Below are 14114 nucleotides of genomic sequence, written 5' to 3'. Positions count from 1 at the left end.
AGAATGCCAATGTTCAGCCATGTCATGCTGGGAACTGACGATATTGACGCATCCAAGGAATTTTACGATGCGGTACTGGGCGAACTGGGCATCGGACCGGGAAAGGTCGATCCCAAGGGCCGGGTCATCTATATGCATCCCGGCGGCCTGTTTCTGCTGACCAGACCGATTGACGGAAAACCCGCGAGCTGCGCCAATGGCGGAACAATCGGCTTCGGCGCATCGAATTCGGATGCGGTGGACAAATGGCATGCGGCAGGCGTCGCCCATGGCGGCACGGCGGTCGAAGACCCGCCGGGCTATCGCGAAAATGCGTTCGGCAAACTGTATCTGGCCTATCTGCGCGATCCGGCGGGAAACAAGGTTTGCGCGCTGTACCGGCCTGACTGACCGGAGGCAGGTATGGAGACCCTATCGACCAACAAGGCGCATGGCGGGGTGCAGGGTGTGTACCGCCATGCATCGACCAGCACCGGCACCGACATGACGTTTTCGATCTTTGTGCCGCCGCATGACGCCGGCGCAAAGCTGCCGGTGCTCTGGTATCTGTCGGGGCTGACCTGCACCCATGCCAATGTCACCGAGAAAGGCGAATATCGTGCCGCCTGCGCTGAACATGGCATAATTTTCATTGCGCCCGACACCTCTCCGCGCGGTGACGATGTTCCCGATGATGAAGGCTATGATTTCGGTAAGGGCGCAGGGTTCTATGTCGATGCGACCGAGCAGCCCTGGGCCACCCATTACCGCATGCGCAGCTATATCGAGGATGAGCTGCCCGCGCTGATCGCGGCTGAATTTCCGATGGCTGATATGGCGCGTCAGGGCATTACCGGCCATTCCATGGGCGGACACGGTGCGTTGACCATCGGGCTGCGCAACCCCGATCGGTTTCGCAGCATTTCCGCCTTTGCGCCGATCGCTTCGCCGCTCCATTGTCCCTGGGGCGAAAAGGCGCTGGGCGGGTATCTGGGCGATGATCGGGCGACCTGGCGAGCCTATGATGCCTGTGCGCTGATCGACGATGGCGCGCGGGTTCCGGAATTGCTGGTTGATCAGGGGGATGCCGACAATTTCCTGACCGAACAGCTCAAGCCCGAATTGCTGCAAACCGCGTGCGCTCACGCAGGCATCGACCTGACGCTGCGGATGCAGCCGGGATACGATCACAGCTATTATTTCATTGCGACCTTCCTGGCCGGGCATGTCGGCTGGCATGCCGAGAGGCTGAAGCGCGGCTAAGGCCGTATCCGATGAACGGTGCCGTTCTGGCGTCGTAAAAGTTGGTCGGTGATGGCGGTAGCTGGTTCAGTTTTCCGCGCAGCGCTTCTATGAGGGCTGAATGCCGTTTCGTCCCGTCTCCGCAATTGCCGAGCAACCGTCATGCTGACCCTGTCGGCAGCGGGTAGCGTCATACTGGGTGCGGTGGTTGCGCTGGTGCTCGCGGCCGGGCTGATCGCGCTCTATATCGGACTGCGAATGCGGCGCGATGCGACCCACGACCGGGCTGTCGCCGCGCGGCTGGAGGTGTTGCAGGCCACGTCACCCGCCGCGCCGATGATCGTGCGTGCCGATGGCCGGGTCGAATGCCCGCAACAGCTTGAGGACTGGCTGGGACTGGCGATGCCGCCTGCCACCCTGCGCGACCTGTCCGAAGGCGAGCATGGACTGGATAGCGGATCGGCGCAGGCGCTGAACGATGCCGTGCGCGGGGCGCAGCGGGCAGCGCGCCCGTTCCGGGTGGGGGTGAAGGCAAAGGAATCGCAACGCAGCCTGCTGGCGGTCGGGATGCGCGCACCGGCGAACCTCAATGCGCCGGGCGGGGTGCTGGTCTGGTTCTTCGATGCATCCGAGATGCAGGAGGAACTGTTCACCCTGCGCGAAGAAGTCAGCGGGCTGGGTGCCGCATTCGATGCACTGCGCGGGCTGATCGAGGCGGCGCCGTTGCCGATGTGGTATCGCGACGAAAATCTGAAGCTCGCCATGGTCAATACCGCCTATGTCCGCGCGGTCGAGGCCGAGGATGCGGCTCAGGTGATCGGGCGGCAGATCGAACTGGTCGAGGATTCGGGAATGGGCGGCCCGCTCGCCAATGCCGCGATTGCGCGCGACAGCGGCCAGCCGCAAATGTCGGCGGTGCCCGCGACCATCGGCGGCGCGCGGCGCATGCTGAAAGTGCATGACATTCCGCTTCCCGATGGCGGCGCGGCAGGCTTCGCTATTGATGTCGAGGAGCTGGAACAGGCGCGCGCCGGTATCCGGCGTTTCGCCGATGCCCAGCGCGCCCTGCTCGACCGTCTGTCGGCGGGCGTGGCGCAGTTCGGCACCGACCGGGGCCTGCGTTTCTGTAATGAGGCGTTCCGGCGGATGTTCGCGATGCGCCCCGAATGGCTGTCCGACCGGCCCGAATTCGACCGCATCCTCGAACGGATGCGTGAAGCCAACCGTCTGCCCGAAGTGCGCGACTTTCCCGGCTGGAAGGCGGAGCGGCGGGAATGGTTTCAGGTCGCCGATGCGGAGATTGAGGAGAACTGGCACCTGCCGGGCGGTACGCATCTGCGCGTCGTCGCGCAGCCGCTGCCCGAAGGCGGACTGCTGCTGATTTTCGAGGATCGGACCGAACAGGTGCAACTGGCGAGCGCGCGCGACACGTTGTTGCGCGTCCGGACTGCGACCTTCGACAATCTGTTCGAGGCGCTGGGCGTGTTCGCCGCCGATGGCCGGTTGCAGTTGTGGAACAACAAGTTCCGGCTGGTCTGGGGATTTGACGAGGAATTGCTGGCCAGCCATCCGCGTGTCGATGCGCTGGCGCAGGCGGGCGCCAAGAAGCTGGCCAATCCCGACCGGGCCTCGCTGATCGGAGCGCTGGTACGCTCTGCAACAGTAGAGCGGCAGCAGCGCGGCGGACGTGTCGCTTTCGCCGATGGCCGTCATTTCGAATTTACCGCGGTGCCCTTGCCCGACGGCAATGCGCTGTTCACCATGCTCGACATTTCCGACAGCCGTCGCATCGAACAGGCGCTGCGCGACCGCAATGAAGCGCTGGAGGCCGCCGATCGGGTAAAGACCGCCTTCGTCGCCAATATGAGCTATGAACTGCGCACCCCGCTGACTTCTATCAAGGGGTTCGCGGAGATGCTGCACGGTGGCTATGCGGGCGAACTGAGCGACAGCGGCGTCGAATATTCGGAGGCAATTCTGGAATCGGTGGCGCGTCTGTCGGGCCTGATCGACGATGTGCTCGACCTGACCGAGGGCGACGATGCCAAGGTTGCGAAAAAGCCGGTCGATCTGGAACTCACTGCCCATGCCGCAGCCGAGGCGGTGGCCGGACCGGCGCGCGAACGCGGTGTCGATCTGGCGGTCGAGGTGCTGGGATCGGCAGGGAGCGTTGCCGGCGACCAGCGGCGTATCCGTCAGGCAATCGAGCATCTGCTGCGCTATTCGGTCGGCAATCTGGCGAAGGGCAAGCGGGTGCTGCTGCATGTCGATGGCGAAAAAGCCAGCGCGCGGATCGTGGTTTCGGATGACGGTCCCGGCATGACCCGCGACAGGGCAAAGCGCGCCTTTGACCGGTTTGCCACCGGGCCGGGGGGCGGCGATTCCGCGCTGGGCCTCGACCTGCCGCTCGCCAAGCGGTTCGTGGAAGCGCATGGCGGCAGCATCGACCTGATCACCGAACCGGGCGAGGGCACGTTGATCACCATCGAACTGCCGCGCGGATGATCCTGAACGGCGAAGCCGAAAGTCTGGCGCTGGGCGGACGGCTGGCGGCAGTGGCGCGTCCCGGCGATGTCATTGCGCTGTCGGGGCCGTTGGGCGCGGGCAAGACCAGCATCGCGCGCGGGCTGCTGGCGGCGCTGGGGCTGGCAGGCGAAGCGCCGTCGCCCAGCTTTGCGATCGTACAACCCTATGATCCGCCGGAAGTGCGGTTTCCGGTATTGCATGTCGATCTCTATCGGATTGAAGACCCGTCGGAGGCGGACGAACTGGGGCTGGACGAGGCGCGGACGGATTCGCTGCTGATCGTCGAATGGCCGGAGCGGCTGGACGATCGCTGGTGGCATGACGCCCTGTGGCTGACCCTGAGGATGCAACCGGACGGCACGCGCGGCTTGACAGCGCGAGTGCCTGAGGCATGGAGGGGGCGATGGCCGCTGACATGAATCCTCCCGCCGCCGCGTCGTCTTTTCTGGCCCGTGCGGGCTGGGGCGACGCCGAAATCCTGCCGCTTGCGGGTGATGCTTCCTTCCGACGCTATTTCCGTGCCGTCGCGCCGGGACGCAGCGCGATTTTGATGGATGCACCGCCGCCGCAGGAAGACCCGCGCCCGTTCATCGCGATTGCCCGCTGGCTGACCGAGCGGGGTTTTGCGGCGCCAGAAATTCTGGCCGACGATCTGGGCGAAGGGCTGGTGCTGCTACAGGATTTCGGCGATGCGCGGATGCGCGAAACCGTCGATGCCGCACGCGAAAGCGAATTGCGGCTCTATGCGGCGGCGGTCGATCTGCTGGTTCGCCTGCATGACTATCCGGCCGCGCCGGTGCGCCCCTATAATGATGCGGAATATCAGCGAGAAGCCGGGTTGTTCCCCGAATGGTACTGCCCGGCGGTGGGGATTGAGGTCGATGGAGACGGCTATCGCGCCGCATGGGATGCGGTGCTGAAACAGGTCGACCGTGACGATCCCGTCACCGTGCTGCGCGATTATCATGCCGAGAATATCATGCTGATCGGCGATAGCGCGGAGACGCTGGGCCTGCTGGATTTTCAGGACGCGCTTGCCGGGCATCGTTCCTATGATCTGGTGTCGCTGTTGCAGGATGCGCGGCGCGACGTCCCGGCGGAACTGGAGGCGGCAATGCTCGACCGCTATTGTCGTACGACCGGGGCGGGGGAGGCGTTTCGCACCGCCTATCATGTCCTTGGCGCGCAGCGGAATGCGAAAATCATCGGCATTTTTGCGCGGCTTTGGAAACGTGACGGCAAGCGGCGTTATCCAGCGCTGTGCCCGCGTGTCTGGACTTATCTGGAGCGTGACCTTGCCCATCCCGCGCTGGCGCCGGTGGCGGCATGGTTTGCGGCCAATGTGCCAATGGACAAGCGCGGCGATCCGTTGAAACTGTCGGGGGAAGCATGAGCACACGTCAGACGCTTGCGCTACGGCCTACGCCGCCGGTTGCAGCCCCGGAAACCGCGATGGTGATGGCCGCCGGGCTGGGCAAGCGGATGCGCCCGCTGACCGCGATGCGCCCCAAGCCGCTGATCGAGGTGGCGGGCAAGCCGCTGATCGACCATGTTTTCGACCGGTTGCAGGCCGCGGGTGTAAAACGTGCGGTGGTCAACGTCCATTATCTCGCCGATGCGCTGGAGGCGCATCTGATCCGTCGGCGCGAAGAGATGGAGGTACTGATCTCCGATGAGCGTCCGCAACTGATGGAAACCGGCGGCGGGCTGGTACAGGCGCGCGACATGCTGGGCGACAAGCCGTTTCTGTGCGTCAACAGCGACAATCTGTGGGTTGACGGGCCGGTGGATGCGATCCGTTCGCTGGCGGCGGAATGGGACGATGCGCGCATGGACGCGCTGCTGCTGCTGGTGCCGCTAGCCAATGCCAACAACCATCCCGGTCGCGGTGATTTTCATATCGACGCGTTCGGCAAGATTACCAAGCGGCGCGCGCCGGGGCGTATGGCACCGTTCGTATTTACCGGCGTGCAGATTCTGTCGCCCCGGATCATTGCCGATTGGCCGGAAGGACCGTTTTCCACCAACCTGTTCTGGCAGCGTGCGATTGAGGCAGAGCGCGCCTTTGCACAGGTGCATGAGGGGCTGTGGTTCGATGTCGGCACGCCCGGCGCGATTGCCCGCACCGAAGCCCTGCTGGCCGATGGCTGAGCGCCGGGGACCGCATCTCTATACGATCCCGGCGCATCGCGCCTTTGCCGACGCACTTGCCATCGGGTTGCTGAAGCGGTTCGGCAAGGACCGCATGGCATTCGCGCGCGGGGTTGTGCTGTTGCCCAACAACCGCGCGATCCGGGCGGTCAGCGATGCGTTCGTGCGCGCAAGCGAGGGCGGGTTGCTGCTTCCTCGACTGGTGGCGATCGGCGATCCCGAACTCGATGAAGCGGCGGGGCCGTTTCTCGATCCGGTCGATGCCGAACCGCTGCCCCCCGCCATTGAGCCCTTGCAGCGACGGATGATCCTTGCGCGGCTGGTGCAGGAAGCGCAGGCACGGGCAGGCGCGCCAGTCGATGCGGCGGAGGCGGTGCGGCTGGCCGGCGATCTGGCACGAACGCTGGACCAGTTGCTGGTCGAGGAAGTATCGCCGCACGTCTTGCGCGATATCGATGTCGGCGACGGGCTGACCGAACATTGGGAACGCTCGTTACGGCTGTTCGAAATCATCCTCGATCAGTGGCCCGCGGTGTTGCGCGAACTGGGCCGGATCGATCTGGCGGAACGGCGACGGCACCTGCTCGATCGGGCGGCGAAGCACTGGAAAACCAATCCGGCAAAAGGCTTTGTGTGCGCGGCGGGCGTAACCACCTCGGCTCCTGCGGTCGCGCGATTGCTGCGCAGCATTTCCGAACTACCGAACGGGCTGGTGGTGTTGCCGGACCTTGCCGTGGGAATGGAGGAGCGCGTCTGGGATGCGCTTGGCCCGCACGATCCCGATCCGGTGACGGGCAGGCGGCCGCGTTCGGTCGAGACGCATCCGCAATATCACCTCAAGCTGCTGCTCGACCGGATGAGCGTGAACCGCGCCGAAGTGTCGGTGTGGCGCGGCGGCAGCGAGCATGATGCACCGCCCCCGCGCGGCCGCGCCATTGCCAACGCGCTGGCGCCCGCACAGTTTACGCGCGAATGGACCGATCTTCCCGCCGCCCAGCGCCGTTTTGCCGGAGTCCGCACGCTGGACGTCGCAACGCCAGCCGATGAAGCACAGGCGATTGCCATTGCTCTGCGCGAGGTGGCGGAGACACCGGGGCGGACGGCGGCACTGGTGACGCCCGACCGTGCACTTGCCCGCCGGGTCGCGGCGCATTGCGCGCGCTGGAACCTGACGGTCGACGATACGGCGGGGCAGCCGCTGTCGATGTTGCCGCCGGGGACGTTCCTGCTGGCGCTGGCCGATGCGGCGGCGCAGGGCTTTGCGCCGGTGCCGCTGCTGGTGCTGCTCAAACATCCGCTGGTATGTGCGGGCGAGGGGCGTCCCGCCTGGCTGGAGGGGGTGCGCAAGCTCGATCTGGCGCTGCGTGGGCCGCGTCCGGCATCGGGGCTGTCGGGTATCGAAGCGCATTTGTCGGATCGCAGCGGGCGGGATGCGTCCGTCCGTGCTGCGGCGGAAGAGGGCTGGCCGCGCATCGTTGAAATGCTGCACCCGATTGCTGCACAATTTTCGCAGGGCAGACAGCCGCTATCCGACCTGATCGCCGCGATGCGCGAAGCGGCATCGCTCCTGTGCGGCGATGCCGTCTGGTCGCGACCGGAGGGGCGTGCGGCGGCGGAACTGCTCGACGGGCTGGAACGCGAAGCTGCGCATGGTCCGCGTGAAGCCGAGCCGGAATCGCTGACCGCGCTGCTGCGCACGCTGATGGACGAAACTGCGGTGCGTCCGCCACAGGGCGGGCATCCGCGGCTGGCGATTTACGGCTTGCTGGAGGCGCGGTTGCAGACCGCAGACCTGATGATTCTCGGCGGACTGAACGAAGGAGTGTGGCCGGGGCTGCCCGCGCCCGATCCATGGCTGGCACCGCGCATTCGCAGCGAGCTGGGCCTGCCGGGGCTGGAGCGGCGGATCGGCCTATCGGCGCATGATCTGGCGGGTGCACTGGGCGCGCCGGAAGTACTGCTGACACGCGCGCGTCGCGATGCCAGCGCACCGACCATCGCTTCGCGTTTCTGGTTGCGGCTGGAGGCGCTGTCGGGCGGGCTGGAAAAGGCCAGTGCACTGTCGGCATGGGCGCAGGCGCTGGACGATCCCGGCGCATTCGAACCCAGCGAGCGGCCCGAACCCTGTCCCCCCGCTGCCGAGCGGCCGAAACGTATTTCGGTGACGGAAGTGGACCGGCTGAAGGCCGACCCCTATGCCTTTTATGCGAAGCGGATGCTGCAACTTGCGCCGCTCGATCCGGTCGATGCCGATCCGGGTGCGGCATGGCGCGGAACGGAGGTGCATCGCGTGCTCGAATATTGGGCGCGGGAGGATGATTGCAATCCCGAACGACTGGGGCCGCGCGCGCTGGCCATGCTGGCCGATGCCCATCCGATGATGCGCGCGCTGTGGCAACCGCGCCTGATGGAAGCGATCGACTGGATCGCCGAGCAGCTTCGCCAGCAGCAGCGCGACGGGCGCGCGGTGATCGATGTCGAACAATCCGGGTCGATCGATATTGCCGGCGTGCGGTTGCGCGGCACCTACGACCGGATCGACCGGCTGGCGTCCGGGGGGCTGGCGATTGTCGATTATAAGACCGGTCAGCCGCCGTCGAACCGCGCGATCAAGGCCGGATACAGCCTGCAACTCGGCCTGCTGGGCCTGATTGCCGAGCGCGACGGGTTCAAGGATGTGCAGGGCGTGGCGGAGGCATTCGAATACTGGTCGCTGGCACGCAATCGTGCGGGCGGTTTCGGGCGGGTGGACTCGCCGGTCGACCCCAAGAAGCGCGATCCTATCGCAGCGGAGGATTTCGTTGCGATGGCAGCGGAAAACTTCACCGAGGCAGCCGGGGCATGGCTGACCGGCGATGTACCGTTCACCGCCAAGCTGGTGCCCGAATATGCGCCCTATGCCGATTATGACCAGTTGATGCGGCGCGATGAATGGTATGGGCGCGACCGTGGCTAATCCGCTTCCGCCGCTCAAGGGTGCGCAGCGTATCGCCAGCGATCCCGCCCGGCATGTCTGGCTGTCGGCATCGGCGGGCACCGGCAAGACGCAGGTTCTGACCGCGCGGGTGTTTCGCCTGTTGCTGCACGGTGTCGATCCCGGCGCGATCCTGTGCCTGACCTTTACCAAGGCGGGGGCGGCGGAAATGGCAAGCCGGATCAGCGCGCGGCTGGCAAGCTGGGTGCGTGCCGACGACCGCGCATTGTTTCAGGATCTGGAAGCATTGGGCGAGGAAGGCGGGCCGGAACAGCGCGCGCATGCCCGTACCCTTTTCGCGCGCGTGCTCGATGCACCGGGGGGCGGCATTCGCATCCAGACGATCCATAGCTTCTGCCAGACGCTGCTTTCCGCTTTTCCGGTCGAGGCGGGGCTGACACCGGGGTTCCGCCCGCTGGAGGCGCGCGAGGAAGCGGCGATGGCGCGCGATGCGCTTGCCGCGATGCTGGAGGAAGAGGATCGCAACAGCGGCACGCGGCTGGCCGATGCGGTGGGCGCGCTGTCCCTGCGGATGGGAGAGGGGCAGGCGGAAGCGTTCCTGCTCGCCTGTGCGCACGCGCCCGACACGATGGCGGCACTGCCAAGCGGGATACAGCCGTATCTGCGCCGCGCGCTCGACCTGCCGTCGGGCGATATCGAGGCGGAACTGGCCCAGGCGTGTGACGATGCGGCGTTCGATATTGCCGCGCTGCGTGCAATCGCGCTCGCCAACCGGACTTGGAACAGCGCCACCGGCAACAAACACGCCGATCTGGTGGAAAACTGGCTTGCGGCCGACGCGGGTGCGCGGGCCGCTATGCTGGACGCGCTGGTCGGCGTCTTCCACACCGCCAAGGGCGAGCCGCGCAAATATTCGGCCAAGCTGGTGGATGCCGAACCGGCTTATGAAGACATGGCGGTTCGGCTGGGTGCCCGCTGTGCCGAACTGATCGGAATGCGCGCGCGCGCCGCCTATGCCGACCTGCTCGCACAGGGAGTGGAGGCGGGCCGCGCCTATGCCGATATCTATGCGCGTGCCAAGCGGCGGGCCGGTGCGGTCGATTTCGACGACCTGATCCGCATGACGCTGGCGCTGCTGCGGCAACCGGGCATGGGCGACTGGGTGCGCTACAAGCTGGATCAGGCGACCGAGCATGTGCTGATCGACGAGGCGCAGGATACCAACTGGGATCAATGGACTATCGTCCGTGCGATTGCGGACGAATTTTTCGCGGGCGAGGGTGCTCCGGCAGGCAGTTTCCGCACGCTGTTCACGGTCGGCGACTATAAACAGGCGATTTTCGGGTTTCAGGGCACCGATCCCTATTATTTCGAACTGGCGCACCGCCATTTCGAAGTGCTGGCAGGCAATCCGCCGCCGGAGGTGGAGGCACGACCGCTGGAAACGCTGTCGCTGACCCACAGCTTCCGCTCGACGCGACCGGTGCTGCAATTCGTCGATGCCGCGATTGCCGCCATCCCTGCGCCCGGCATGGGGATGGAGATGCTGGAAGCCCATGCCAGCGAAGTGCCGGGACCGGGCAGCGTCACGCTGTTGCCGCCGGTGATCGAGGGCGGCAGCGACGAGGATGAAGAGGGCTGGATCGACGATGCCGTGCGCGAGGTGGCGAAACGCATCGCGGCGCAGGTGAAGCAATGGCTGGACGGCGGCCATATGCTCGCCAGCAAGGGCCGGGCGCTGCGGCCCGAAGATGTGATGATTCTGGTCAAGCGGCGCGGTGAACTGGCTTCGCTGCTCGTCGCGCGGCTTTATGCCGAAGGGGTGCCGGTGGCGGGCGTCGACCGGCTGCGCCTCAACGCGCCGCTGGCGGTACAGGATTTGCTCGCCGCCGTTCGCTTCGTGCTCCAGCCGGAGGATGATCTGAGCCTTGCCAGCCTGCTGGTATCGCCGCTGATCGGCTGGACGCAGGACGAGCTGATGGCGGCGGCGAAGCGCGAACGCGGTAGTCTGTGGCGACATTTACGCGGTACGCAGCCCGCCGAACGGCTGGCCCCGCTCACCGCGATGCTGGCGCGCGCGGACATTGCCACGCCCTATCGTTTTCTGGAGGAAATCCTGTCGGGACCGCTCGACGGGCGGCGCAGGCTGTTGCGGCGGCTGGGCGAGGAGGCGCGCGATCCGATTGCCGAACTGCTCAACGCCGCGTTGCAATTCGAAAGCGTATCGACCCCGTCGTTGCAACGTTTTCTCGACTGGTTCGACCGGGGCGAGGTGGAGATTGTCCGCGACCCATCCCAGCCGCGCGATGCGGTGCGGGTGATGACCGCGCACGGGGCAAAGGGGTTGCAGGCGCCGCTGGTGATTCTGGCCGACGCCACTGTCGATCCGACGCAGAACCGGCGCGACATTCTGAACTGGCGGCCGGAGGAGGGGGAGGGGCCACGCCTGCCGATCTTTCGCCCGCGCGCCGATGAACGCGGCGGGCCGCTGGGTGAGGCACTGGCCGAAGCCGAGCGCAAGGAACTGGAGGAGCATTGGCGGCTATTCTATGTCGCCGCGACGCGTGCCGAGGAGCAATTGTGGATTGCCGGCTCGCTGGGACCGCGTGCCAAAGGCGTGCCGCCCGAACTGAGCTGGTACGCAGCCGCTGCGGGCGCGATGGATGTGCTGGAGGTGGCCGAGGCGGAGGAGGACGCGCCGCGCACGTTCGCAGGCGATCCGCCGCTTGCACCGGTTGCCGCGAAGGTACGCGAGCAGGTCGCGAAGGCCGAGCCGCCCGCGCTGCCCGACTGGCTGCATCGCGATGCACCGGAAGAAGCGCGCCCGCCGCGCCCGCTCGCGCCCTCGGCAATCGGGGTGGACGCCGTGGCCGACCCGCCCCCCGATCCGGCGATGCGTGCGGCCGCCGAGCGCGGGCGACTGCTCCACGCATTGTTCCAGCGCTTGCCCGACCTGCCGCCCGACCGCAGGCGCGATGCGGCGCTTGTCTGGCTGGAGAGTACTGGCGGGGTTGTCGAGGCGCAGGCGCGTGCGGAAATCGCCGATGCGGTGCTGACCGTTCTCGACGACCCGCAATTTGCCGACATCTTCACTGCCAATGCGCTGGCCGAAGCACCGATTGCAGCGGTCGTCGATGGCGAGGTGATTGCCGGAACCGTCGACCGGCTGGTCGTGACGGAGGACCGGGTGCGCGTGATCGATTTCAAGACCGGACGCCGCACGCCCGCATCGCTTGAGGCAATTCCGCCCTATCATCTCGCGCAGATGGGGGCTTATGCCGCAGCACTCAGCGTGATTTTTCCCGACCGGCCGGTTGAGGCGGCGCTGCTCTATACCGGTGCGCCGAGGCTGTTCGCGCTGTCGCCCGAATTACTGGCGCAGCACAAGCCCGGCTTGGCGGCGGAAAAATAAAGCTTGGATGCAGCCGCTTGAGCCGGTGCGCACCTCTCCATACATTATGGGTCAACCAAGGAGATTGCGATCATGGGTACAGTTGCCGTTACCGACGATAGTTTCGAAACCGATGTGCTGGGCGCCGACAAGCCGGTGCTGGTGGATTTCTGGGCCGAATGGTGTGGGCCGTGTAAGATGATCGGCCCGGCGCTGGAGGAAATTGCCGACGAACTGGGCGACAAGGTGACGATCACCAAGATCAATATCGACGAGAATCCCGAAGCACCCGGCAAATATGGCGTGCGCGGCATTCCGACGATGATCCTGTTCAAGAACGGCCAGATTTCCGCGACCAAGGTCGGTGCCGAACCCAAGGGCCGGCTCAAGGCATGGCTTGAAGGCGAATTGTGATTTTTATGTGCGAATATTGCTGTGACGGCGATATTCGCACATTTCCTCGCGACGGTTGCAGGCCGCAAGGGCGGACCTCTTAAAGATCGTCATGCTGAACTTGACTCAGCACTCAGAGCCGCCATCGCTTCGGATGATGGATTCTGACTTTCGTCAGGATGGCGGCATCGATTAGCTCCAAATCTGTTCAACTCCGGTAATCGGCGTTGATGCTGATATAGCCGTGGGTCAGGTCGCAGGTCCAAACGGTGGCCTTGCCGTCGCCCAGACCCAGATCGACACCGATGTCGATTTCATGGCCCTTCAGATGCGCCGCGACCGGGGCTTCGTCATAGCCTTCGACCGCGAGGCCGTCTTTCGCCACCTGTGTTGCGCCGAAGCGGATGGAAAGCTTGTCGCGATCGGCCGGTTCGCCCGCCTTGCCGACCGCCATCACCACGCGGCCCCAGTTTGCGTCCTCGCCAGCGATTGCAGTCTTTACCAGCGGAGAGTTGGCGATGCTGAGCGCGATACGACGCGCGCTGGCGTCGCTTTCGGCACCTTCCACGTCGATGCGGATGAACTTCGATGCGCCTTCGCCGTCGCGCACCACCAGATGCGCCAGTCGCAGGCACAGGTCGGACAGCGCCGCGCGGAAGGCGTCGGCGCCTGCGCTGTCGCTATCTTCCAGCACCGCATTCCCCGCCTTGCCGGTGGCGAAGGCAAGCACCGTGTCGCTGGTCGAGGTGTCGCTGTCGACGGTAATGCACGAAAAGCTGCTGCGATTGGCGTGGCCCAGCGCATGTTGCAGAAAGTCGGGCGTCGCGGCGGCATCGGTGAAGATGAAGCCCAGCATCGTCGCCATATCGGGGGCGATCATGCCCGACCCCTTGATGATGCCGACCAGCGTCACCTTTTGCCCGCCGATCATTGCGGTCGTCATCGCTGCTTTGGGGAAAGTGTCGGTGGTCATGATCGTTGCCGCCGCGTCTTCCCAACCACAGGGCGCGGCGGTGAAGGCGGCGTCCAGCCCGGTCTCCGCCTTGTCGATGGGCAGCGGCACCCCGATCACGCCGGTTGAGGAAACGAAGATGTCCGACGGTTCGCAGCCGATATGCTTGGCCGCCCGCGCGGCAATCGCCTCCACCGCCTCACGCCCGCGATTTCCGGTAAAGGCGTTCGAATTGCCCGCATTGACGACCAGCGCACGCGCCTGACCCAGTATCAGCGCCTTGCGGCACCATTCGACTTCGGGCGAGGGGCATTTGCTCTGCGTGAACACGCCCCCGACTGCCGTGCCGGGATCGAGCGTCACGAAGGTCAGGTCGCACCGGTCCCAGTTCTTGTAGCGAGCACGCGCGACATGCGGAGTCACCCCGGCGATCGGCGGCAGGTCGGGAAAGCCGGCGGGGGCGAGCGGCGAACGGGCAGTGTCCAAGGCGAATATCCTGAAAGAAACGGTGCGCCCGCTTGCTACATCCGTGCCGGGTCGAGGGA

Annotated in this window: 10 protein-coding genes; 9 read left to right on the top strand and 1 reads right to left on the bottom strand. The window is 65.6% G+C overall.

Going from position 1 to position 14114, the window contains the following annotated elements; translation table 11 throughout:
- The first annotated feature begins 9 nt into the window (after positions 1-9).
- The 9 genes from FHR23_RS14515 (at position 10) to trxA (ending at position 12638) form a co-directional block, all read left to right on the top strand.
- Complete coding sequence (locus FHR23_RS14515; RefSeq protein WP_184005426.1) at positions 10-390, top strand: VOC family protein; 381 nt, start codon at positions 10-12, stop codon at positions 388-390.
- 12 nt (positions 391-402) lie between these two features.
- Positions 403-1242, top strand: a complete 840-nt coding sequence (gene fghA, locus FHR23_RS14510; RefSeq protein ID WP_184005424.1) for an S-formylglutathione hydrolase — start codon at positions 403-405, stop codon at positions 1240-1242.
- A gap of 141 nt (positions 1243-1383) precedes the next feature.
- Positions 1384-3726 carry a sensor histidine kinase gene (locus tag FHR23_RS14505; protein WP_184005422.1) on the top strand — a complete coding sequence of 781 codons (2343 nt, stop codon included), beginning with the start codon at positions 1384-1386 and terminating at the stop codon, positions 3724-3726.
- Entirely contained in the window at positions 3723-4166 is a 444-nt protein-coding gene (gene tsaE / locus FHR23_RS14500; RefSeq protein WP_184005420.1) for a tRNA (adenosine(37)-N6)-threonylcarbamoyltransferase complex ATPase subunit type 1 TsaE, read from the top strand. The genes FHR23_RS14505 and tsaE overlap by 4 nt, the downstream gene beginning before the upstream one ends.
- Positions 4163-5140, top strand: coding sequence for an aminoglycoside phosphotransferase family protein (locus tag FHR23_RS14495; RefSeq protein ID WP_184005479.1), 978 nt, complete (start codon positions 4163-4165; stop codon positions 5138-5140). Before tsaE ends, FHR23_RS14495 begins: the two co-directional genes overlap by 4 nt.
- Positions 5137-5898, top strand: coding sequence for a nucleotidyltransferase family protein (locus FHR23_RS14490; protein ID WP_184005418.1), 762 nt, complete (start codon positions 5137-5139; stop codon positions 5896-5898). Before FHR23_RS14495 ends, FHR23_RS14490 begins: the two co-directional genes overlap by 4 nt.
- Entirely contained in the window at positions 5891-8854 is a 2964-nt protein-coding gene (gene addB, locus FHR23_RS14485) for a double-strand break repair protein AddB (protein WP_184005477.1), read from the top strand. The genes FHR23_RS14490 and addB overlap by 8 nt, the downstream gene beginning before the upstream one ends.
- Positions 8835-12245 (top strand): double-strand break repair helicase AddA, encoded by a 3411-nt coding sequence (addA, locus tag FHR23_RS14480; protein WP_184005475.1) that lies wholly within the window; start codon positions 8835-8837, stop codon positions 12243-12245. Before addB ends, addA begins: the two co-directional genes overlap by 20 nt.
- A gap of 72 nt (positions 12246-12317) precedes the next feature.
- Positions 12318-12638, top strand: coding sequence for a thioredoxin TrxA (gene trxA / locus FHR23_RS14475; RefSeq protein ID WP_184005416.1), 321 nt, complete (start codon positions 12318-12320; stop codon positions 12636-12638).
- Positions 12639-12825: 187 nt separating this feature from the next.
- Here trxA and argJ read toward each other — a convergent pair whose 3' ends face one another.
- Positions 12826-14055, bottom strand: coding sequence for a bifunctional glutamate N-acetyltransferase/amino-acid acetyltransferase ArgJ (gene argJ, locus FHR23_RS14470; protein WP_184005414.1), 1230 nt, complete (start codon positions 14053-14055; stop codon positions 12826-12828).
- Positions 14056-14114: the final 59 nt, after the last annotated feature.

Source organism: Stakelama sediminis, assembly GCF_014199335.1.
GTDB classification, from domain to species: Bacteria; Pseudomonadota; Alphaproteobacteria; order Sphingomonadales; family Sphingomonadaceae; genus Sphingomonas; species Sphingomonas sediminis.
The sequence above is the reverse complement of the archived record's forward strand: the minus strand, read 5'-3'. Positions and strand labels throughout refer to the sequence as shown.

Bases quoted from the DNA above. Each gene is read 5' to 3' on its own strand.
- trxA (WP_184005416.1), top strand. From the start codon at position 12,318: ATGGGTACAGTTGCCGTTACCGACGATAGTTTCGAAACCGATGTGCTG.
- tsaE (WP_184005420.1), top strand. From the start codon at position 3,723: ATGATCCTGAACGGCGAAGCCGAAAGTCTGGCGCTGGGCGGACGGCTG.
- FHR23_RS14495 (WP_184005479.1), top strand. From the start codon at position 4,163: ATGAATCCTCCCGCCGCCGCGTCGTCTTTTCTGGCCCGTGCGGGCTGG.
- FHR23_RS14490 (WP_184005418.1), top strand. From the start codon at position 5,137: ATGAGCACACGTCAGACGCTTGCGCTACGGCCTACGCCGCCGGTTGCA.
- addA (WP_184005475.1), top strand. From the start codon at position 8,835: ATGGGCGCGACCGTGGCTAATCCGCTTCCGCCGCTCAAGGGTGCGCAG.
- FHR23_RS14515 (WP_184005426.1), top strand. From the start codon at position 10: ATGTTCAGCCATGTCATGCTGGGAACTGACGATATTGACGCATCCAAG.
- FHR23_RS14505 (WP_184005422.1), top strand. From the start codon at position 1,384: ATGCTGACCCTGTCGGCAGCGGGTAGCGTCATACTGGGTGCGGTGGTT.
- fghA (WP_184005424.1), top strand. From the start codon at position 403: ATGGAGACCCTATCGACCAACAAGGCGCATGGCGGGGTGCAGGGTGTG.
- addB (WP_184005477.1), top strand. From the start codon at position 5,891: ATGGCTGAGCGCCGGGGACCGCATCTCTATACGATCCCGGCGCATCGC.